At 66.6% G+C, this 20392-nt stretch carries 29 protein-coding genes; 10 read left to right on the top strand and 19 right to left on the bottom strand.

The window, feature by feature from the left end; all coding sequences use genetic code 11:
• On the bottom strand, positions 1–873 hold the full coding sequence (locus tag OXG83_15115; protein ID MCY3966364.1) for a branched-chain amino acid ABC transporter permease: 873 nt from the start codon (positions 871–873) through the stop codon (positions 1–3).
• Between the two features lie 179 nt (positions 874–1052).
• On the opposite strand from OXG83_15115, the gene OXG83_15110 reads away from it, so the two are divergent.
• Positions 1053–2555: an NAD-dependent succinate-semialdehyde dehydrogenase gene (locus OXG83_15110; GenBank protein MCY3966363.1), complete on the top strand. Its 1503-nt coding sequence runs from the start codon at positions 1053–1055 to the stop codon at positions 2553–2555.
• Between the two features lie 70 nt (positions 2556–2625).
• Here the strand turns inward: OXG83_15110 and OXG83_15105 are convergent, their stop codons facing one another.
• The 6 genes from OXG83_15105 to OXG83_15080 all read right to left on the bottom strand — a co-directional run bounded on the left by OXG83_15105 (position 2626) and on the right by OXG83_15080 (position 6598).
• Entirely contained in the window at positions 2626–2862 is a 237-nt protein-coding gene (locus OXG83_15105; protein ID MCY3966362.1) for a type II toxin-antitoxin system HicA family toxin, read from the bottom strand.
• Positions 2840–3181, bottom strand: a complete 342-nt coding sequence (locus tag OXG83_15100; protein MCY3966361.1) for a type II toxin-antitoxin system HicB family antitoxin — start codon at positions 3179–3181, stop codon at positions 2840–2842. Before OXG83_15100 ends, OXG83_15105 begins: the two co-directional genes overlap by 23 nt.
• A 181-nt stretch (positions 3182–3362) precedes the next feature.
• Positions 3363–4691, bottom strand: a complete 1329-nt coding sequence (locus tag OXG83_15095) for an MmgE/PrpD family protein (protein ID MCY3966360.1) — start codon at positions 4689–4691, stop codon at positions 3363–3365.
• 2 nt (positions 4692–4693) lie between these two features.
• On the bottom strand, positions 4694–5848 hold the full coding sequence (locus OXG83_15090; protein ID MCY3966359.1) for an acyl-CoA dehydrogenase family protein: 1155 nt from the start codon (positions 5846–5848) through the stop codon (positions 4694–4696).
• A gap of 124 nt (positions 5849–5972) precedes the next feature.
• A complete protein-coding gene (locus OXG83_15085) occupies positions 5973–6377 on the bottom strand; it encodes a PIN domain-containing protein (GenBank protein MCY3966358.1) in 405 nt (134 codons plus the stop codon).
• Complete coding sequence (locus tag OXG83_15080) at positions 6377–6598, bottom strand: DUF6364 family protein (GenBank protein ID MCY3966357.1); 222 nt, start codon at positions 6596–6598, stop codon at positions 6377–6379. Before OXG83_15080 ends, OXG83_15085 begins: the two co-directional genes overlap by 1 nt.
• Before the next feature lie 182 nt (positions 6599–6780).
• On the opposite strand from OXG83_15080, the gene OXG83_15075 reads away from it, so the two are divergent.
• Positions 6781–7029, top strand: coding sequence for a hypothetical protein (locus OXG83_15075; protein ID MCY3966356.1), 249 nt, complete (start codon positions 6781–6783; stop codon positions 7027–7029).
• A 36-nt stretch (positions 7030–7065) separates the two neighbouring features.
• On the opposite strand, the gene OXG83_15070 is transcribed toward OXG83_15075, so the two are convergent.
• From OXG83_15070 to OXG83_15055, 4 genes are read right to left on the bottom strand one after another with little or no spacing between them, the layout of a single operon-like run.
• A complete protein-coding gene (locus OXG83_15070) occupies positions 7066–7491 on the bottom strand; it encodes a pyridoxamine 5'-phosphate oxidase family protein (protein MCY3966355.1) in 426 nt (141 codons plus the stop codon).
• A gap of 14 nt (positions 7492–7505) precedes the next feature.
• Entirely contained in the window at positions 7506–8408 is a 903-nt protein-coding gene (locus tag OXG83_15065) for an alpha/beta hydrolase (GenBank protein MCY3966354.1), read from the bottom strand.
• Positions 8408–8752 (bottom strand): hypothetical protein, encoded by a 345-nt coding sequence (locus tag OXG83_15060; protein ID MCY3966353.1) that lies wholly within the window; start codon positions 8750–8752, stop codon positions 8408–8410. Before OXG83_15060 ends, OXG83_15065 begins: the two co-directional genes overlap by 1 nt.
• Positions 8749–9135, bottom strand: coding sequence for a hypothetical protein (locus tag OXG83_15055; GenBank protein ID MCY3966352.1), 387 nt, complete (start codon positions 9133–9135; stop codon positions 8749–8751). The genes OXG83_15060 and OXG83_15055 overlap by 4 nt, the downstream gene beginning before the upstream one ends.
• A 161-nt stretch (positions 9136–9296) precedes the next feature.
• Between OXG83_15055 and OXG83_15050 the strand changes: the two genes are divergently transcribed.
• A complete protein-coding gene (locus tag OXG83_15050; GenBank protein ID MCY3966351.1) occupies positions 9297–10322 on the top strand; it encodes a TraB/GumN family protein in 1026 nt (341 codons plus the stop codon).
• Positions 10323–10429: 107 nt separating this feature from the next.
• Here OXG83_15050 and OXG83_15045 read toward each other — a convergent pair whose 3' ends face one another.
• Positions 10430–10783, bottom strand: coding sequence for a tRNA-binding protein (locus OXG83_15045; protein MCY3966350.1), 354 nt, complete (start codon positions 10781–10783; stop codon positions 10430–10432).
• Between the two features lie 145 nt (positions 10784–10928).
• On the opposite strand from OXG83_15045, the gene OXG83_15040 reads away from it, so the two are divergent.
• The 5 genes from OXG83_15040 to OXG83_15020 all read left to right on the top strand — a co-directional run bounded on the left by OXG83_15040 (position 10929) and on the right by OXG83_15020 (position 15289).
• Positions 10929–11951 (top strand): TraB/GumN family protein, encoded by a 1023-nt coding sequence (locus OXG83_15040; GenBank protein MCY3966349.1) that lies wholly within the window; start codon positions 10929–10931, stop codon positions 11949–11951.
• A gap of 187 nt (positions 11952–12138) precedes the next feature.
• The gene (locus OXG83_15035; GenBank protein MCY3966348.1) at positions 12139–12633 is read left to right on the top strand and encodes a MaoC family dehydratase; all 495 of its coding nucleotides are present in this window, start codon (positions 12139–12141) and stop codon (positions 12631–12633) included.
• Positions 12630–13103 (top strand): MaoC family dehydratase, encoded by a 474-nt coding sequence (locus OXG83_15030; GenBank protein MCY3966347.1) that lies wholly within the window; start codon positions 12630–12632, stop codon positions 13101–13103. The genes OXG83_15035 and OXG83_15030 overlap by 4 nt, the downstream gene beginning before the upstream one ends.
• On the top strand, positions 13103–14380 hold the full coding sequence (locus OXG83_15025; GenBank protein ID MCY3966346.1) for a CoA transferase: 1278 nt from the start codon (positions 13103–13105) through the stop codon (positions 14378–14380). The genes OXG83_15030 and OXG83_15025 overlap by 1 nt, the downstream gene beginning before the upstream one ends.
• Before the next feature lie 6 nt (positions 14381–14386).
• Positions 14387–15289, top strand: coding sequence for a CoA ester lyase (locus tag OXG83_15020; GenBank protein MCY3966345.1), 903 nt, complete (start codon positions 14387–14389; stop codon positions 15287–15289).
• A gap of 66 nt (positions 15290–15355) precedes the next feature.
• On the opposite strand, the gene OXG83_15015 is transcribed toward OXG83_15020, so the two are convergent.
• From OXG83_15015 to OXG83_15000, 4 genes are all read right to left on the bottom strand, one after another.
• On the bottom strand, positions 15356–16507 hold the full coding sequence (locus OXG83_15015; GenBank protein MCY3966344.1) for a fumarylacetoacetate hydrolase family protein: 1152 nt from the start codon (positions 16505–16507) through the stop codon (positions 15356–15358).
• A gap of 86 nt (positions 16508–16593) precedes the next feature.
• The gene (locus OXG83_15010; protein ID MCY3966343.1) at positions 16594–17010 is read right to left on the bottom strand and encodes a nuclear transport factor 2 family protein; all 417 of its coding nucleotides are present in this window, start codon (positions 17008–17010) and stop codon (positions 16594–16596) included.
• A gap of 122 nt (positions 17011–17132) precedes the next feature.
• Positions 17133–17840 carry an energy transducer TonB gene (locus OXG83_15005; protein ID MCY3966342.1) on the bottom strand — a complete coding sequence of 236 codons (708 nt, stop codon included), beginning with the start codon at positions 17838–17840 and terminating at the stop codon, positions 17133–17135.
• Between the two features lie 302 nt (positions 17841–18142).
• Positions 18143–18412 carry a hypothetical protein gene (locus tag OXG83_15000; protein MCY3966341.1) on the bottom strand — a complete coding sequence of 90 codons (270 nt, stop codon included), beginning with the start codon at positions 18410–18412 and terminating at the stop codon, positions 18143–18145.
• Positions 18413–18542: 130 nt separating this feature from the next.
• Between OXG83_15000 and OXG83_14995 the strand changes: the two genes are divergently transcribed.
• Together OXG83_14995 and OXG83_14990 are read left to right on the top strand one after the other, a co-directional pair.
• Positions 18543–18869, top strand: coding sequence for a type II toxin-antitoxin system RelE/ParE family toxin (locus tag OXG83_14995; protein ID MCY3966340.1), 327 nt, complete (start codon positions 18543–18545; stop codon positions 18867–18869).
• A 4-nt stretch (positions 18870–18873) separates the two neighbouring features.
• A complete protein-coding gene (locus OXG83_14990; protein ID MCY3966339.1) occupies positions 18874–19191 on the top strand; it encodes a transcriptional regulator in 318 nt (105 codons plus the stop codon).
• 23 nt (positions 19192–19214) lie between these two features.
• On the opposite strand, the gene OXG83_14985 is transcribed toward OXG83_14990, so the two are convergent.
• From OXG83_14985 to OXG83_14975, 3 genes are read right to left on the bottom strand one after another with little or no spacing between them, the layout of a single operon-like run.
• Positions 19215–19661: a hypothetical protein gene (locus OXG83_14985; protein ID MCY3966338.1), complete on the bottom strand. Its 447-nt coding sequence runs from the start codon at positions 19659–19661 to the stop codon at positions 19215–19217.
• Complete coding sequence (locus tag OXG83_14980; GenBank protein ID MCY3966337.1) at positions 19658–20053, bottom strand: VOC family protein; 396 nt, start codon at positions 20051–20053, stop codon at positions 19658–19660. Before OXG83_14980 ends, OXG83_14985 begins: the two co-directional genes overlap by 4 nt.
• The gene (locus OXG83_14975; protein MCY3966336.1) at positions 20050–20361 is read right to left on the bottom strand and encodes a metalloregulator ArsR/SmtB family transcription factor; all 312 of its coding nucleotides are present in this window, start codon (positions 20359–20361) and stop codon (positions 20050–20052) included. The genes OXG83_14980 and OXG83_14975 overlap by 4 nt, the downstream gene beginning before the upstream one ends.
• Positions 20362–20392 lie beyond the last annotated feature (31 nt).

Raw genomic sequence — 20392 nt, 5'->3', positions numbered from 1 at the left:
TCAGACCTTCTTTCGCTGAATCTGTGCGAACAGGCCCTGGGGCCGCAGGATCAAGGCCAGAATGAGAATGCCGTAGGCGGACATCTCCTGGAAACCGGCGGGCAGGTAGACCCCCGCGAACTGCTCGGCGATGCCGATGATCCAGCCGCCGAGCAGCGCGCCGGGGATCGAGCCGAAGCCGCCGATCACCGCGGCCGCGAAGGCCTTGATCCCGATGAATCCCATCCCGGGCTGGACGAGCGAGACGGGCGCCAGGAGGATCCCGGCGACGGCGGCGACTCCGGCGGAGATCGCCCACACCAGGGAGAAGACGCGCTTGACCGGGATGCCGACGTAGTAGGCCGCGAGCTGGTTCTGCGACGTGGCCTGCATGGCGATGCCGAGCCGCGTGTGACGGAAAAAGAGGAACAGCGCGACGCAGAGGATCAGGGTGCCCAGCAGGATCGCGAAGTTCTCGTAGCTGACGACGACTTCGCCGACACGCAGCGACTTGCCGGTGTACGGAGTGGGAAAGCTCCGCGGGTCGTAGCCCCACACCAGTCCCGCCACGGCACGGAAGATGAAGCCCAGCCCGATCGTCAGCATGACGATGGCGAACTGGGGTTCGCCCAGAACGCGGCGCAGCACGAAGGCGTCGAGCAGATAGCCGAAGACGGCCAGCGCCAGGACCGACATGAACAGCCCCAGCACCCAGGGCAGACCGAAGTCGCCGATCAGGGTCACCGCCATGAAGGCGCCCAGCATCATCAGATCGCCCTGGGCGAAGTTCACCATCTCGGTCGCCTTGTAGACGAGGACGAAGCCGAGAGCGATCAGGCCGTAGATACAGCCGACGGCCAGACCATTGACGAGAACCTGCAGGAGCTGACTCAGGGTGACTCCCTCACGCGGTGACTCTAGCTAGATGTACGGCTCGATGCCGTCCCTCGGGCATGTCTGACGAGCGAACCATCGGTCTCCTTGCGACCCCGCCGGGGGGCTGATACATCTTAGGGCTGATCGACAAAGCCAATTGAGCCGGCTACGCCACCGACCAGCAGGGAGTGACGTCCATGACCATTGCCACCTCCGTAGCCACCCGAGCCCCGGCCGACCGCATCGACCTGGCCGACCCCGGCCTGCTCCGCGACCAGGCCTACATCGACGGCCAGTGGGTCGACGCGGACTCCGGCGAGACCTTCGCCGTCGAGAACCCCGCCACCGGCGAGACCCTGGTCGACGTCGCCTGCTGCGGCGGCGCCGAAACGAGCCGCGCCATCGAGGCAGCCGGAAGGGCCTTCGAGCAGTGGCGGCACACCACGGCCAAGGAGCGCGCCGCAATGCTGCGGCGCTGGTTCGACCTGATGATGGAGAGCCAGGAAGACCTGGCCCAGATCATGACGGCCGAACAGGGCAAGCCCCTCTTCGAGGCCCGCGGGGAGATCGCCTACGGCGCCAGCTACGTTGAGTGGTTCGCCGAAGAGGCCAAGCGGGTCTACGGCGACACGATCCCCCAGCCCGCCAACGACAAGCGCGTCGTCACCATCAAGCAGCCAGTCGGCGTGGTGGCCTGCATCACGCCCTGGAACTTCCCCAACGCCATGCTCGCGCGCAAGATCGCGCCGGCGCTCGCCGCCGGCTGCACGGTCGTCTGCAAGCCGGCCAACGAGACGCCCCTCTCAGCCAATGCACTGGCGGAGCTGGCGGAGCGGGCGGGCATCCCGGCCGGGGTGATCAACATCCTCTGCGGCCAGACCGAGGAGATCGGCAAGGAACTGACGTCCAACCCCACGGTCCGCAAGCTCACCTTCACCGGCTCCACCGCCGTGGGCAAGCTGCTCATGTCTCAATGCGCGGGCACGATGAAGCGGATGTCGATGGAACTCGGCGGCAACGCGCCCTTCATCGTGTTCGACGACGCCGACCTGGACGCGGCGGTCGCCGGCGCCATGATCTGCAAGTTCCGCAACGCCGGCCAGACCTGCGTCTGCGCCAACCGCATCCTGGTCCAGGAAGGCGTCTACGACGAGTTCGCCGAGAAGCTCGCCGCGGCGGTGGCCGGGATCAAGATGGGCGACGGCACCGAGGACGGCGTCACCGTCGGCCCGCTGATCAGCACCGAGGCCGTCGCGAACGTGACCAGCCGCGTCACCGACGCGGTGGACCGGGGCGCCACCGTGGAGATCGGCGGCGGGCAGTCCGATCTCGGCGAGTGCTTCGTCCAACCCACGATCCTCACCAACGTGACGGACGACATGCGGGTCTTCCGCGAAGAGATCTTCGGCCCCATCGCGCCGCTGATGAAGTTCAGCACCGAAGAGGAAGCGATCGCCATGGCCAACGACACCGAGTTCGGCCTCGCGAGCTACTTCTACGCCCGCGACGTCGGCCGCATCTGGCGCGTCAGCGAGGCGCTGGAGTACGGCATCGTCGGCATCAACGAAGGCATCATCTCCAACGAGATGGCCCCCTTCGGCGGCATGAAGGAGTCCGGCCACGGCCGCGAAGGGTCCAAGTACGGCTTGGACGACTACCTCGAGATCAAGTACATGTGTATTGGGGGGATTGAAGGGTAGGAGGAGGTCGGCAACCGGTCCGCTCGCACACTGGGTGCGCCGGCCTCAAGGCCGGCTCTGCTTAGGCGAGTCACTTCGGCCTCTTCTTCAGCGCCGCCAGGAACTCGTCGCGCTCGATTCCAGCTCCCCGGAGCAAGCTGGAAAGAGTTCCGGGCTTCACGTCCTTCCGGTGCATCGGCACGACGACCGGCGAACGCCCTGGAGTCCACATGAAGAGGTGCGACCCCTTCTGCCGTATCGTCTTGTACCCGAGTCGTTCGAGGGCGCGTACAACTTCTCGCGGCTTAAGCGACGGCAACCTGGCCATTCAGCGGCAACTCAAGAAGCGTCGGACGCCCATCGTCGGTCGCGCGGCGCGGAAGTGCCGATGTCGTGACTTCGAACCTGAAGTGGGGGGCCAGATCGCGCGTCAGGAGTCCCTTCTTGACCAGCTCTTCGGCCAGGATCCCCAGTTCGTCGCTCGTTTCAAAGAAGAGGACCGTCGCCTCTTGCAGCATCTCCAAGGCTTCGTCGAGCGAAGCTCCTTGGCTGGCCAAGCCGAGGTCGGGGCAGGTGGCGACCCACTCACCGTCCTCTTGATGCGCCTCTATCCCAACCGTGATTCGCCAGCCAGGCGGTCTACTCATGTTGGAGTACCTCCGTGGCGGTAGTTGCTCGTCTTGTCACAGCCGCGATGGCGGCAGTGTAGCGAACAGAGAACCCTACAGGACGGATTCCCGCTCGGGAAGCCACCGCGTGGCGGCGTAGTCCCTCAAGCCGCCTCGCGGCATCGCCCGGATGCCGGCCAGAAGGCCGGCGTACCGACACTCAGCAGAGATCGCGGAGGTCCTCGACCGCCTCCAGGTGGAGCGAAGCCTCCCGCAAGCGGTCACTAGCCTCCGCCCCCAGCAACGGCGCCGTCAGACCCATCATCTTCGCCGCCAGCTTCGCGCCCTGCGCCTCCAGGTCCGTCGCCGGAATGCCGGTGTCGTGGAACTCCTCCAACCTGTGCCCGTTCGCCCGCAGCTCGACCCGTGCCTGGGTGTGCCCCATCCCCCGATCCGTCCGCACCTCGACCCTGTCGATCATCCGCGCGACCTCCGGATCGTCGAGCGTCTCGTCCACGAACGTCCCGGTGTCCGTCGTGTCGATCCCCAGCATCGCCAGCGACGTCGTGCCCACCAGGCTGAACTTCGCCTCCAGTCCGGTCTTGGGCTCAGGAATGCCGCAGACGTCGAGCAACCCCGGATGCACCGTGACGATCGCCTTCTCGACATCCCCTGCCGAGACGCCCGCGGCCGCCAACTGCGGCCGCAACCGCCCAACAGACTCGATCGCCGCATGGGTCAGGTAGCAGGCGGCGTGGTACTTGAACAGCGTGTCCTCGATCAGGAAGCGGCCGTCCTGCTCCTCTAGCCGCTCCCACTTGACCTCTTCGTGGCCGGCAGCCGCGGCGTCGGCGTAGCCCTGCCGGCCGTCGACGGCCTCGGGGTTCGAGGTGAAGCCGCGCATCGCCAGTCGCGCCGAGAGCAGGCCGCGCTCGGCGGCGTGCCCGGCGTGGAACGGCTTGGTCATCGTCCCGAAGTTCGCCTTCAGGCCGCTGGCCTGCGACGCCGCAAGACCAAGCGCGTAAGCGAATTGCTCATTGCTCGCGCCCATTAGGTGGCAGGCGGCCGCCGCCGCGCCGTGGACGCCAATCGTCGAGGTCGAGTGCCAGCCCTTCGTGTATGCAGCGCCCCCGATCAGCGCACCGACGCGCGACTCGACCTCGATGCCGACAACGAAGGCGAGCAACAGCCGCTCGCCGCTCGCGCCCATCTCCTGGGCCTGCGCCAGGGCGGCCGGGAAGACCGGGACGGTCGGATGTCCGCCCATCATGCTGTGCGTGTCGTCGAAGTCGAGCGCGTGACCAGCCGCGCCGTTGACGAGCGCGGCGACGCCGGGCGCGCAGTGCAAGTCCGTGCCGACGATGGAGCACGGGCCGGCCTGGCCGCCCAGCTCATCGCGCAGGATCCCGGACAGCGGCTCGCGGCTGCCGGCGAGCGCGCAGCCGAACCAGTCGAGCACGCACTGGCCGGCCACGGTGCGGGCTTCTGCCGGTATGTCGTCTAAACCGAGGCCGCCGAAGCGGTCCCAAAGATGGTTCGCGAGTCTCATCACTAACTCCTCGACGGCTTCCCAAGCAGCTCGTCCGACACGATCTTCAGCATGATCTCCGACGTCCCCTCGAAGATCTTCGTCAGCCGCGCGTCGCGCCAGTAGCGCTCGACCGGGTAGTCCGTCGTGTAGCCGGCGCCGGCCAGCACCTGCAGCGCGTCGGAGCACACGCGCTCCGACATCTCGGCGGCGTAGTACTTCACCATCGCCGCCTCCTTCGCGCAGGACACGCCCGTGTCGATCTTGGCGCAGACCGAGTAGTTCAACTGGCGGGCCGCCTCGACCTCGGCGGCCATGTTCGCGATCTTGAAGCGAATCGCCTGGAAGTCGGCGATCGGGCGCCGGAACTGGATGCGCTCCTTCGAGTACGCGATCGCCTGCTCCAGCGCTCCCTGGGCGAGGCCGATCGAGCGCGCCGCGGTGTGGGCCCGCGCCGTCTGCAGGCCGCGGGTCATGCCGTAGAACGCCTGGCCCTTGGACTCGCGCTGTTGCTTCGTGATCGGGACCCGGACGTTCTCGAAGTGGAGTTCCCAGGTCTTCCAGCCGTGGTAGCCGATCTTCGGGATCGGCGAGCCCGTGACGCCCTCCGGCAGCTCGCCGGGCGGCTTCTCGATCCCGATCCCGGTCAGGGCAGCGTGGCGCTTCGCCGGGTCGCCCTCCGTCCGCGCGATGACCTGGATGAAGTTCGCGCCGTCGGCGAACGTGCACCAGTACTTGTTGCCGGTGATCACCCAGTGGTCGTCCTCCATCCGAGCCCGGCAGGTGATCGACGAGATGTCCGAGCCCACCTCCGGCTCCGACATGGCGAGCGCGCCGAGGTACTTGCCCTCAGCCATCAGCCGGATGCGCTTCAGGCGCTCCTCGCCCTCGAACGGGATCGACCGGTAGAAGCCGTTTCCGCGGGCGATGATGCTCGCCACGCTCATCCAGCCCCGAGCCAGCTCCTCGGCGACCAGGCAGTACTCGAACGCGCCCAGCCCGGCGCCGCCGTACTCCTCCGGGATCACGATCCCGAAGAAACCCAGCTCGCCCATCTGGTCGATCAACGACTGCGGGATCGTCTCCTTCTTCGGGTCCAGCTCGTTGGCGACCGGCAAGACCTCCTTGTCCGTGAAGTCCCGGGCGATCCGGCGGAGCATCGCGCGCTCCGGGGTCATGTAGCCGACGGTCTTCTGCGCTTCGTTCAGGCCGATGTCCACTGCCGGTCGTCCTCCTTGGGCGAGACTGATGAGTGGCCGTTCAGCTTAGGGTGATGGGCAGAGGAGCGCAATCGTGGCACCCTTAGAACAGGCGCGCTAGCGCCTCTCGCGGGGTCACGGCCGGGATCGGGGACAGTCTGAAGTCCCGGACGTTCCTCGTAACGATGTGCTCCGCTCCGCACGCCCGCGCAGCCGCAACCTGCATCGCATCTTCAAAGTCCGTCATCGGGACGGAGATCGCGTAGCGGAGAGTCGCCGTATCAGCGGGCGCAACGGCGACAAAGCGGATCAACTCGGCGATGAAGTCCCGGGCGTCGCGGGCTCCACGTTCGGAAGTCACCAGGTAGTAGAAGTTCGACAGGCTGTGCCACGCCACGAACACGCGACGGGACGACCGCTCGATTCGTTCGAGGAGTTCGGTGGACGCTTCCGAGTGAGGGCGCCGGTCCAGGGCGACGTCGATCAGGACGTCCGTGTCCAGCAGCATCAGAGATACTTGCGGGCGAGCGCTGCGTAGCGGCCGTCCGCCCGCCGTGCCGGCTTGAATCGACCCCGCCACCGCGATGCAAACGAGGGTGTCTTCTCGCCCGCCATCTCTCTCAGCGATGCCTCGATCAGAGACGACAGCGAGACTCCCCGAGCCTCTGCGTACTGTTTGGCTCTGGGAACCAACTCACTGTCGACGGTGATTGTCAGCTTGCTCTTCATGATCTGCCTTCCTGACACGGCAATACGTATGCCACGCATCGTATACGTGTAAGCGCCTGGCGGCAACCGAACCAGGCGCTATCGCGTGGATCCACGTCGCTCGACCGCCAGCACTTCGGCAGTCCTGTTAGCGTCGTCAAGACCCGATCGATTCACGTCGGCCGAATACGGAGAGGAAGATCGTGACTGGCCCAGACGAGCAGTCCCACGAAGAGCGCGACAAGCGGCGGCGCCAACCGGACGCGATCGACAGACTCGCTGCAATCGAGCCGCTTCCGGTACCCGAGTCGCTCTCCGAATGGAACCGGGAGTACAGCCGGATGGCTCTACTCAAGATCCTTGAGCTAGGCGACCGCCAGATCGAGGCCGGCCAGGTTGAGCCGGCGTCCGATGTGTTCCAGCGACTCCGGAAGCGACACCGGACTGACTGAGCGCGCGCGGGATCTGGGTGTGAAGACCTTCCGCTCTCAGGCCCGATAGCTCCTGATCTCCTCCGGAACGATCGTCAGCACCCGCAACTGCGCCGCCGCCCGGCGCCACATGTCGACCGTCTCCGCGTGCGCCCTCGCCACAGCCGGATCTTCGTCGACCCAGTAGCGCGCGGCGAGCCGTTCCATGAGCGGCACGACGCCCTCCTCCGAGATCGACACGACACCGTCGACGGCGACCCACGCTTCCGGTTCGCCAGCTTCACGAGCTACCAGGAGCGACGCCCTTGGATCGTTCTCCAGCCGGGCGATCTTCTTGTGCGAGGCACTGCTGAACATCAGGATCCGCTCGCCGTCCCACTCGAACCAGACAGGCACACCGTTCGGCGATCCGTCGAGGTCGTTGGTGCAGAGGACGCCGATCCGCGTTTCGCTCAGGAACGCGTCGATCTCGGACGCGGACATGGCCGGCATAGCTACTAGCTGCCGGCGGCCGCGGCCGGCGAAAAGTCCGGCGACCCCAGCCGCGTCTGATCGCCCACGATCTCCTCCAGCACCGACTCGATGTACCCGTAGAACCGCTCCGGGTCCTCGGACATCGGGAAGTGGCCCAGGCCCTTCATCGTCCGGTACGTCGCGCCCTTGATCTGCGCCGCGACCTCTTCGGACGCCGCCGGCGGCGTGGCCGCGTCGTACTCGCCGGTCAGCAGGAACACCCGGGTCTGCGACGTGTCGATCTCCGACGCACGGTCGCCCAGGTCGTGGTCGGTGCCCCAGTAGAAGAGGTCGCCCCGGAACACCCGCGGCGCGCCCTGGCTGTAGCACCAGCCGACCTCGCGGCGGAACGCCTCCGGCGCCTCGGGCGAGGTGATGCCGATCATCAGCTCGCCCTTGTAGCCGTTGTTGATCTCGGGGTGGTCGAGCAGGTCGATGTTGCCGGGGTCCGACTTGATCGCCGCCTCGAGCCCGATGACGGCCTGGAACAGTCCCGGCCGGTGCAGGGCGAGATCGAGGGCCAGGTGGCCGCCGATCGAACTGCCCATGTAGACCGGGTCTTCGAGCTGGAGCTCGCCCACGAAGGCGCCGACGAAGTCGAGCAGGAAGCTCTTGGTCAGCCTGTACTCCTGCTTCCACCACTCGACGCCCGCCGGCGGCACGGACTTGGCGTGGTACGGCAGGTCGTAGGCCAGCAGGTGGAAGTGCCGGCCGATCCTCTCGTCCTCGAGCTGGTGCCGCCACTGGCGGCCGTCGGAGCCGGCGGTGTGCTGGAGCACCAGCGGAATGCCGTCCGGGTTCCCTGCCGACTCGAAGTAGACCTCGTAGGAGACGCCCTGGACTTCGAGGTCCAGGTAGCGGCCGACGCGCCGCGCGAAGGTGGGCATCAGGCCGCGGCCCGCTGGTCGCCAAGGAGCATCCGCGCGATGTCGCCGTTCGTCTGCTGGCTCAGGATGAAGAGGTAGAGCGTCAGGAACGGCACGCCGAAGAAGAAGGCGACGACGGCGAGCAGCAGGCCACCCGGGGAAAAGCCGCTCCGCCACGCGACCCACAGCGCCGACAGCGTGAGGAACCCCAGGAAGTCGAGGTTGAACTGGCCGTTCCAGGTCATCTCGCCGATGTCACCAAAGAAGATCGGTAGCAGCCCCAGACCGTGTTCCATCGCGACGGCGACCGTGTACACCGTGATCACCCCAAAGACCACGCCAAGAAACAGGCGGAACAAGCTCATGCGGAAGCTCCCTCGGTTGGGTTGGACATCTCGCGCATCACCCCGACCAGCCGGCGCAGCGCCGGGTAGTAGGCGGCGTAGTCGAGCTGATCGCGGTTCAGCTCGATGCCGTGATGCACGCTGGCGAAGAACGGGTCCTGGTAGAAGGGCCGCGGCACCTCGCGCAGCAGCTCGCGCCACTCCTCCTCCGGGCCGGCGATGAAGACGTCGGCCGGCGCGTCGGCCTCGCAAGGCTCGACCGCCGCCACGGCGCCGTCCTCGAAGCGGATCGCATGGTGCCGGTCGCCCACGCTCAACCGCAGGCTCGCCGACCAGTGCCGGATCGTGTACCGGAACTCGGCGTCCTGCTCCAGGGTCGATTTCAGGTTGTTCCAGGGAATCATGAGTGGATGGTACAGCGCCCCACACTGGGTGCGCCGGCGTCCCCGCCGGCTGCCGCCGCAGGCGGCCAACGACTCGCCCCGCGAAGCGGCGACGACTCACGGCGACACGAGTGAAATCAAAGCTGCCCGTCGAGCGTTCATAGAGCGAAAGGAGCCCCTCGATGAACTGGAGAGCCTTGCTACTCGCGACCTCGGTGGCAGTACCTGGAGCGATCGCCCAGGAGAACGACGCATCCCAGCCGGCCCCGGTGGACGTCGTCGAGGAAGAGATCCAGGTCATGGGAGATCTCCCTGGGCCGCCCCTCTGGAAGGTCACGAAGGACGACCACGTCCTGTGGATCCTCGGCATTCCCAGACTCGTGCCGAACGATCTCCTCTGGCATCCGGACTCCATCGAACATGCGTTGGCCCACTCCAGCGAGTGCCTACCGCTTCCATCCACGCGCGTCGGGGTGACAAACCCGGTGAGAGCACGGCGGCTGTGGAAGGCACGGCGGCTGTGGAAGCTCATACGACGGATCCCGGACCGCGGAACCCTGGAGGACGTGCTGCCGGAGAACCTGTACCGGCTCTTCTCGGAGACCAGACTCAGATACGCACCGAAGCGGGACGGCCTCGAAGAACTGCGGCCTATCGTCGCGGCCGAGGAGCTCTTCGACTCGGCGGCGCAATCCGCCGGCCTGGAGTCGGGCCTAACGATTGGTCGGGCGATCGAGAAGCGAGCGAGGAAGCGCAACGTCAAGAAGGTGCCAACGCGCCTGTCCGAGCGCCACAAGGACTTGCCTCTCTTCGATTCGACTCAGGAGATGTCGCCCGAGGCGGAGCAAGCCTGTCTGCAGGCGCTTCTTCAGGGGCTCGATGCCCAGCTCGAGGCGCACGCACGTCTTGCGACCGCCTGGGCCGTAGGCGATCTGGCCTCGATCAGGGCCCGTTCAGGCGACTCGGCCACCGGGGTCTGCGGTTCCTTCACGCTCGCCGACCCGGAGGTGGTGAGCCAGATCGAATCGCGCGTTTGGAAGCTCTGGCTCGAGAACGTCGATCGTGCCGTGACCGACAACGACTCCACCTTCGCCATCCTGCCGCTCGAGCACCTGCTCCGGCCCGACGGACCCCTGTCATGGCTCCGACAGAGAGGCTATGAAGTCCGGGAGCCAGACGAAGCTCCTCCGGAAGGGCAGCAAGGCTAAGGCCTTCTATGGCAGCGCCCCACACTGGGGTGCGCCGGCCTTCTGGCCGGCTGCCGCCGCAGACGGCCAACGACTCGCGCCGCGAAGCGGCGACCACACTCCGCGACTCAACCGGCACGAGCGCCGTTCGGCACGGGCCGCTCCGGGAGCAGCAGCGCCGGCTGAATCCCGTCCTCGTAACCGACGTCGAAGACAATGCCCTCCGAGGTCTCCCCCATCATCTTCCTCGGCTCCAGGTTGACGATGAACAGCGCCTGCCGACCTTCGATCTCGGTCGGGTCTTCGCGCTCCTGCTTCATCCCCGCGAGGATCGTCCGCTTGTGATCGCCGAAATCGACCCTGAGTCGGACGAGCTTGCTGGACCCCTCGACATCCGTGACGCTCTCGATCGTGCCGACCCGAGCGTCGAGCTGGTTGACGACATCGATGCTGATTGCGGGCTTGATCTCCGCGGGCTTCATTTCGTTCAATCGATCCTCCCGGGGGCTTCCATTCAACCGCGGCTCATCGTAGCGAGTGGAGTGCCGCGAAGCGGCACCACTCACGGCAACACCGGTGGAATCAAAGGCCGCGATCCACCGTTCTCAGGGCGAAAGGAGTCCTTCGATGATCTGGAGAGCCTTGCTACTCGCGGCCTCACCGGCCGTTCCGGGAGCGATCGCCCAGGAGAACGGCGGCCCCGAGCCGCGCCCGGTGGATCTCGTCGAGGAGGAGATCCAGGTCCTGGGAAAGCTCCCCGGGCCGCCCCTCTGGAAGGTCACCAGGGGTGACCATGTCTTGTGGATCCTCGGTACTCCGGAACTGGTGCCGGACGGCCTCCGCTGGCAATCGGACTCCATCGAAAAGGTGCTGGCTCAATCCAGGGAGTACCTGACGTCAAGGGCCGTGACCGTCAGGGCGTCGAACCCGGTGAGAGTGGTGCGGGGACTCAGGCAGTTCAGGCGCACCCGACGAATCCCGGACCGCGGAACCCTGGAGGACCTGCTGCCAGAGGACCTGTACCAGCTCTTCTCTGAAACCAGACTCAGATACGCGCCGAAGCAAGACGATCTCGAGAGACTGCGACCCAACGTCGCGGCCAAGCAACTCTTCGATTCCGCGGCGCAATCCGCAGGCCTGGAGCGCTGGCACACCATCCATCGGGCGATAGAGAAGAGTGCCCGGAAGCACCGCGTCAAGGAGGTGCGAACGGTCCTCTCCAAGCGCTTCAAAGACTCGACCGATCTTCTCGATGAGATGGAAGAAATGTCGGGCGGCGCGGAGCAAACCTGCCTGCAGGCACGTCTTCAGGAGCTCGATGCCCAGCTCGAGGCGCACGCCCGTCTTGCGGCTGCCTGGGCCGTAGGCGATCTGGCCTCGCTTAGGGCCCACCCAGGCGATCCGGCCACCGAGGCCTGCGATCCCAGGCGACTCGCCGCCGACCCGGAGGAGCTGAGCCAGATGGAGTCGCGGAGTTGGGAACTCTGGCTCGAGAACGCCGAGCTCGCCTTGAGCAACAACGACTCCACCATTGCCATCCTGCCGCTTGAAGACCTGCTCCGGCCCGACGGGCCGCTCTCGCAGTTCCGAGAGAGAGGCTATGAAGTCGTGGAGCCCGACGAAACGCCTCCGGAGAGGCAGCAGGGCTAGGCGCGGCAGAAGTCCGGAAGCAGGTGCGCCCAGTTTCTGCCGCGCAGCCTTGCATGGAACTGACCGCCAAGGCGGAGCCGGCCTGACGGCCGGCACGTGTCCCTGGCCGCCTGCGGCGGCAGCGGGTCAGAAGACCCGCGCACCCAGCGGGCGGCAATCGCCTCTGCGTGGTAGAAACTTCGCCGCAATGCCCGACCCCGACTTCTCCACCTTCCCCCTCAACAAGAAGGGCAACCGCTACCAGGACTTCGAGGAAGGCCGGACCTTCCAGCACCACTGGGGTCGCACGCTCACCGAAGCGGACAACGCGCTCTTCGCCACCGCGACGATGCGGTTCACCCCGCTCTACTTCAACGCCGAGTACGCGCGCGCCCACGGGCACGACTCGGTCGTCATCGACCCGCTGCTCATGCTCTGCACCGTCGTCGGCATGTCGGTCGAGGACCTCTCCGAGGGCGGCGGACCGTTCCTCGGCGTGAACGACGTGAAGTTCCACCGGCCGGTCTACCCCGGCGACACGATCACCGGCAGGAGCCGCGTCGTCGGCCGCCGCGAGTCCGGCTCCAGACCCCACTTCGGCATCGTCACCTGGGAGACGGAGGCCTTCAACCAGCACGGCGAGAAAGTCGTCAGCTACCAGCGCACCAACCTGGTCGCCAAGCGCCGCGAGGCGTCCCCATGACCACCGCCCTCACCTCGCCCTCCACCTACTTCGAGGACTTCGCCGCCGGCCAGAAGATGCAGCACGCCCGCGGCACCACAATCGAGGAGGTCGAGAGCCAACTCCTGACCAAGCTCGTCATGAACACCGCCGACGGCCACTTCAACGAGGACCGCATGCAGAAGTCGCCCTTCGGGCAACGGCTCGTGTTCGGGCTGGTGACGGGCTCGACGGTGATCGGCCTGGCGACCCAGGACACGGCCGAGAACGCGCTCGCCGAACTCGGCCTCGACAAGCTGCGCTTCCGCGCGCCCGTCTTCCTCGGCGACACGCTGACCGCCTACACCGAGGTGCTCGCCACCCGCGACGCCGACCGCGACGACGCCGGCGTCGTCCGCTTCAAGCACTGGGGCACGAAGCAGGACGGCACGATCGTCTTCGAGGGCGAGCGCGAGGTGCTGATCAAGCGCCGCTCGCACTGGGGGTCGTAGTGAGCCCGGATCCCCGGGCTCGCGGGCCGCTCGGCGACCTCGTCATCATCGACTGCACGATGGCGCTCGCCGGGCCGTTCGGCTCCGCCATCCTCGCCGACCTCGGCGCCGACGTGATCAAGGTCGAGCCGCCGACCGGCGACATGTCCCGCCCCTCGCCGCCCATCCCCGAGGACTTCATCCACCCGGCCCAGGGCAAGGCGGGGGTCGACGGCGGCTGCGACTTCGGCGGCTACTTCGGCAGCATCAATCGGAACAAGCGCAGCATCTCGCTCGACCTGAAGGACGACGCCGACCGCGAGACCTTCCTCCGCCTGTGCGAGCAGGCCGACGCGGTGCTCGAGAACATGCGCGCCGGCGTGATGGACCGGCTCGGGCTGAGCTACGAGACGATCCGCGAGCGCAACCCGAAGATCGTCTACGCGGCGCTGCGCGGCTTCGGCGACCCGCGGACCGGCGAGAGTCCCCACGCCGACTGGCCCGCCTTCGACATCGTCGCCCAGGCGATGGGCGGCTTCGCCCACGTCAACGGCCCACCGGGCGACGACGACCGTCCCGGAGGGGGCTACCCCGGCGGCGCCTCCGTCGGCGACCTGTTCCCCGGCACGCTGATGGCGCTCGGCGTCGTCGCCGGGGTCCACCACGCGCGGCGGACCGGGAGGGGTCAGTTCATGGACGTCGCGATGGTCGACGGCGTCAACCTGCTGTGCGAGTCCGTGTTCGCGAACTACGGCTCCAGCCTGCGCCACCAGCTCCCGCCCCGCGGCAAGCACCACCACAGCCTCTCCCCGTTCGGCATCTACGACGCGAAGGACGGCGGCGTGGCGGTCGCCGCGCCGACGCCGGCGCAGTGGGAGATCCTCTGCCAGGAGATGGGCCGGCCCGACCTGGTGGAGGACGAACGCACGAAGAACTTCTGGTCGCGCCGCGAGAACCGGGAGTTCGTGGAGGCGGTCGTCTCCGGATGGACCGGCGCGCACACCCGCGACGAGATCGTCGAGGCGCTCGCCGGCCGGGTCCCCTGCGGCCCGGTGCAGACCGCGGCCGACATCTTCGAAAGCCCCCACACCGCGGTCCGCGAGATGGTCGCCGAAGTGGAGCTGCCTGGCGAGAACGCGCCGGTCAAGATCGTCGGCTGCCCGATCAAGTACACCGAGACGAAGACCGGCGTCCGGCGCCGCGCGCCCCTGCTCGACGAGCACCGCGACGAGATCCTCGCCCAGTTCGGGCTCAACGCCGGGCCGGACGCCACGCCGGACGGGGAAGGCAAGGAGTAAACACGCATGCGACTGAGACGTTCCGAGCTGGCGGTGCCCGCCAGCAACCCCAGGATGGTCGAGAAGTCGGCCGGAAGCGACGCCGACCTCGTCTTCCTCGACCTGGAAGACGCCGTCGCGCCGGACAGGAAGGAAGGCGCCCGCCAGATCGCCATCGACGGCCTGAACGAGCTCGACTGGACAGGCAAGGTGCGCTCCGTCCGCGTCAACGACCACACCACCCGCTGGGCCGTCGACGACGTGATCAGCGTGGTCGAAGGCGCCGGCGAGAACCTCGACATCATCATCCTGCCCAAGGTCAAGAAACCGCGCGACATCTGGTTCTTCGAGACGATGCTCGACGGCCTGGAACAGAAGCTCGGGCTCGAGCGCAGGATCGGCCTCGAGGCGCTGATCGAGGAGGCCGAGGGCCTCGCCAACGTCGAAGCGATCGCCACCTGCTCAGACCGCCTCGAAGCGCTCATCCTCGGCTTCGGCGACCTCTCCGCCAGCATGGGCATGCGCTTCGGCCACGAACTCGACAAGGACTACCGCTACCCCGGCGACATGTGGTCCGCCCACCGCGTCCGCATGATCGCCGCCTGCCGCGCCGCTGGCATCGACGCCATCGACGGCCCCTTCGGCGACTTCCGCAACGACAAGGCCTACCTCAAGCAGGCCACCTACGCCGCCACCCTCGGCGCCGTCGGCAAGTGGTGCATCCACCCCAACCAGATTCCGCTGGCCAACGACGTCTTCGCGCCATCGCCCAGGGAGATCAAGCAGGCGCAGAAGATGGTCGATCTCTACAACGAGTCCGTGGCGAAGGGCGCCGGAGCCGGCGGCAAGGGCGGGCAGTTGGTGGATGCGGCGACGTTGCGGATCTACCAGCCGGTGCTGGATCGGGCGAGGGCCACTGGGAGGTTGTAGGCGGAAGACTGCGCGGTCGCGGGACGACGCGCCGGATGCGCACGGCGGCGATGCACTTCCGTCCCGTCAGCGTGGCGGGCGATAGGTCTCGACCGGCGGGAGCTGCGCGCCGGACAGGTCCGCCGGAACGCTCTCCTCGGCTACCACGGTGTGGGTCAGCGTGCCGATCCCCTCGATGCTGGCGCTGATCGTCTCGCCCGCCTGGAGGTACCCGGAGCCTGTCGCGCGCTGGACGCGACCGGCGCCGGTTCCGCCGGACGTCCCGCTTTGCAGAACGTCACCAGGGAACACGGTAATGAGCGACGACGCGTACTCGATCAACTCCGGGATGTTGTGGATCATGTCTCCCGCCCTGGCCTCCTGGACGGTCACGCCGTCGATGACCAGGGTCTGGTGCAAACGCTCCATCGGGTCCCCGTAGAACTCCTTCGGAACGATCCAGGGCCCATGGGGCGCGAACGTGTCATGGCCCTTACCGACGAACCAGTCCAGGACTGCGCCGAAGCCACCCGGAGGACGGCCGCCACGATCGGATATGTCCACGGCGACCATGTAGCCGAACACGTGGTCGTATGCGCGGCTCGCGGAGATGTACTTGCCCGTGCGGCCGAAGACGATGGCCATTTCGACTTCCCATTCGATCCGGTCACGGCCGTAGGGCATCACGATGTCCTCGCCGCTGCCGATGATCGCGCCGCGGGTGGGCTTCAAGAAGAGGTAGGGCACGCCCCGGTTCTCCTGCCGCTCCCTGGTCTGCGCCTGCAGCTCCTCCTCGGTGCAGCCCTCGCACGCGTGCGAGTAGAAGTTGACCGCCGCGTTCATGAGCTTGCTCGGGTACAGGATCGGCGCGAGGATCCTGACGTCGGCGACGTCGTGGACGTAGGCAGGACGCGCGCCCCCCGACAGCCGGTTCCCGGCGACGAGGTCGTTGACGATCTCGTAGAGCCGGTACTTCAGGCCGTACTCGTACCGGCCGATCAGCTCGAGCATGTCGGCCGGCATGACGAGCCGGGGGTAGCTCGAATCCAGCTCCAGCTCGGTGTTCGCCGCGCCGATGTCGACGATCAGCGAATCCCGCAGCACGAGCCCCACGACGGCCTCCCCGTCGATCTGGAAGGTGCCGACTTTGAAGGGTTCGGCCGATTCCATGGCCTGGGCCTGTAGCCCGGCCGGAGTCGCGAGCACCACGAGCAGGGCAGCGAGAATAGTCGAGCGCATTCAGCCCTCCGTGTGAGTCGAGGTCAGCGTTCTCAGCATGACCGCACGGTGGGCTGTCGTCAAGACCAGCGCCTTCGGCGCGGGCATCACGGCGTCGTCAGACGTACGCGTTCCCCGTCCAGTTCGATCGTGGTCTTGGAGTAGGTCAGCTTCTCGACGATCTTGCCGTCCCGGAAGTGCAGCACATCGAGGCCGCGCCTGGCTTCGTGCTTGTCCCCCTGGCCCTTCTCGAACGAGGGCGAATCGAGCTGCCAGCGGAAGAGCATCTTCTGGTCGACTTCGTCGATGAAGGTCTCTTCGGTCGTGAACTTGAAGTCTCCATGATTGGCGAACCATGGCGCCCATGCCTGACGCAGATTCTCCTTACCCCTGACCGAGCCTCCGTTCCAGTTCTCGAAGTAGATCTCGTCGTGAAACAGGTCCATCACGCCGTCGAGGTCGTGCTCGTTCCAGGCGGCGCCCCATTTGGCGAACGCGATGGACATTTCGTCTCTTGTCAGCATGGTCTTCCTCCTTGGTGACGGCGCAGGCGATTCGCCGCGCGGGCAGTCTAGTCCGGTCCGGGAAAAGTACGCTGCGGCGAACCCGTGAGACCCGCCGCGCGCCCGGACGGTCGAGCAGTTCGCTAGCGTGACGGAGGGAAGTTGATCGTCACGATCCGGTACACGGCAACAGGCTCCCCGTGGAGCGTCGCCGGCTTGAACTTGTACCGCTTCACTGCCCTCGCCGCTTCCAGACCGAGTCCGTAACCCGGGTCCTGGAGAATGACCGGATGCTCCACCCTTCCGCGTTCATCGGTGACGAATCCGATCACCGCAGCACCGTAGGCACCAGCCTCACGCGCCCACGCAGTCTTCCTTGGCGCATAGGAGTGGGGATTCGTCCGCACAGGCGGCTTCATGCCTTCCACTGCGACGCCGCCAACGTTCAGCGTGTGGATCTCTCGGTCTGGATCCGCCAGGCGTACTGCCTTGAGGTCGGCCTGGACGACGAGCCGAATGGCGAAAACGTAACGCTCGGCGGCATTGCTGCCTCTCCGGTCGACGTAGCGACGCGCGGATGACACGGCCACGTCGTGCAGCCCCTCCTCCTCTGCCGCTGCAGCGTGGATAGCCCAGAAGAGCGGCGGCAGTTCCAGGCCAGGGTGTAGCGCCTTGAGCTCGACCATGTCGTCCAGGGCGCTGAGCGCTTCGGGCAACTGGTCCAGCTCGACAAACTGCGTCGCTTCCGCCCACAGGCGATCCGCCTCAGCCTCCGGGGTCGGCTCTACCTGCGCCAGCACGGGCGCCGCGGCAATCAGCAGAAGAAGAAGAACGGGAACGCTAATCGTCACGGCCGGATCCGGATTGGCAGCCCCTGCAGGTCGAACGTGGACGGCTTGTCACCCCGGGCCTTCCGCGTCTCCTCCCGTACTCGCTTCGCTAGCTCGATCCGTTCCTGCCAATCGGGGTCGATGCTGGCCGGTGGGGGTCCAAGCGCGGGTGACTGTACGACGGCATCCCGACTGCGATCCGGCGGTGTAGCTTTGGGCTGGGTCACGACTGGTCCTTGCTGGCCCGCATGATCTGCCGTTCCAAGTACGCGCTCTCTCTCACGGCCGAGGCGTACGAGGTTGATTCTAGGCCGCGACGGAAGTCAGCCTCCAACAAGAACCGGGACCACCAAGGTGTCTTCTCGAGTCCCGCTCTTCCGCACCAACGCTCCGCCCTTGATGCCCTTCGCGTAGACGGCACCTATGGCCTCGTCGCAGCTCGGGTAGGCACCGATGACCTGCTGGCCGTGAATCACCAGGTGCTGGTCCGGGTATTGGCGCCTGAGCTGGTCGAAGTTCTCGTCGTAGTAGCCCCTTTCCTCCTTGAGCACAGTCCTCACGACGTAGCCCCCCGAAGCACGCTTTGGGTCCATTGCCAACAGCCGTTGCTCTCGCGCCGCACGCTAGCAGCGCGCTCCGGACGATCTTGTCGTCCCCGAAGCTCAGCCTCCTCGTGCATCCAGGCGCGCATTCGGGTAACGTATCCGTTACCATGCGTCGATGATCGCAGTCGAGGAGTTCGTCGATGTCCGAGGAGGCAGCCCGTTCGGTCGCTGGATCGGTCGACTTGATCGGCACGCCGCCGCGCGGGTGGCGACGGCGCTGTACCGGATGGAGATGGGCAACCTCTCGAATGCGAAGGGTGTCGGCGGCGGGGTGTTTGAGTACCGAATCGACTTCGGCCCCGGCTACCGGATCTACTTCGGACGGGATGGTGATGCGTTGATCATCCTCCTGGGCGGTGGAACGAAGGCGCGTCAGCAGCGCGACATCGAGGCTGCGCGGGCGTTGTGGCGCGAGTACGGGCGGAGAAAGCGGAAGGAGGGTTGAGACCATGCCACTGACTCGTGACTTCAGAGTGACGGTCCAGGAGAGGATCGAGAGCGACCCGGGCTTCCGGGAGGCGCTGCTCGAGGAAGCGGTGCAGTGCCTTCTTGCCGGCGAGGTAGACGTCGGCAAGTCGATCCTGCGCGACTACGTCAACGCGACCATCGGGTTTCGCGAACTCGCTGGTCTGACCGCGAAGTCGCCCAAGAGCCTGATGCGCATGCTCGGTCCGAACGGCAATCCGCAGGCGCGCAACATCTTCGAGATCATCAGTTGCCTTCAGGAACGCGAGGGCCTGCAGCTCAAGGTACAGGCGGTTCGATAACTGACGCCGCGCGTCTAGCGGAGCTAGCGGGCCGACCGCGCCCGCAACCTCCGCGTCCCGAACCACACCCCCACAGCCCCGATCACCGGATTGAGCCAGTTGAACCAAGCCGGCTGAAGAGCCCCCGCGGTCGCCTCCATCATCGACACGTCGTCGGGGCGCGGTCCTGCCGCCACCTCCGGCGGGATCAGGGCATTCACCACTCCCATCACGATCACCAGGCCGATCAGCATCGTGGTGCCTTTGGCATCGTGCGCCACTCGGGCACAGACCTGCCCGCCGACGTACGCGCCCACGAGCCCGAGCACGAGCTGGACGACGGCCCAGCCGACGGGCACTTCCCAGGAACCCGGCTCGAAGGCGCGCGAGGGCCCCACCGTCAGCCACAGAATCGAGAAGAGTACGAAGAGCAAGGCGGCCATGGCGACGTAGCCGACGATGGCGGCGAGGATGTTCCGTGCGATCGTCACGGTTGACCCTTCTCCTCCTGGATCTGGATCAAGTTGCCGCAAGTATCGTCAAAGACTGCGGTAACAACAGTCCCGAGGTCCGTTGGCGGCTGAACGAACCGCACACCTCTCGCCACGAGACGCTCGTACTCGGCTTCGACATCATCGACCGCGAAGCTGGCGCCGGGGATCCCGTCCTCCACCAACGCTGCCCTGTATGGACCGACGGCGGGGTGTGCAGCGGGCTCAAGCAGCAACTCCGTCCCCTCCGGAGCTTCCGGGGACACGACGGTGATCCAGGCGTGCTCTCCCAGAGGGATGTCGTGCTTCACCTGGAAGCCGAGCGTTTCGGTGTAGAAGCGAAGTGCCTTCCGCTGGTCGTCCACGAAGACGCCGGTCAGGTGGATTCTCATTCCTCGATGCCCTCATCCGTTGAGTGTGAAGTGTCCTCGTCTGTCGAGGCCGGCCACCGCTCCTTGATCGCCTCCAGCGGGGCGCCCTCGAACCAGTGGAGCTTCGACCTCCCCTCGCGCCTCGTGCGGATCAACCCGACGGCTTCCAGGACGCCCAGGTGTTGCGAGATCGCCTGCCGCGAGGAGTTGATGCCGTGCTTCATGATCAGGCGCCCGCAGAGTTCGAAGAGCGATTGACCCGACCGATCGACGAGCTCATCCAGGATGGCTCGCCTGGTTGGGTCAGCGATGGCGCGGTAGATGTCCACATGTCTGGGGTCGGTCTTGCGGGCCGAGGCT

It is taken from the genome of Acidobacteriota bacterium, assembly GCA_026707545.1.
Taxonomy (GTDB): domain Bacteria; phylum Acidobacteriota; class Thermoanaerobaculia; order Multivoradales; family Multivoraceae; genus Multivorans.
The sequence above is the reverse complement of the archived record's forward strand: the minus strand, read 5'-3'. Positions and strand labels throughout refer to the sequence as shown.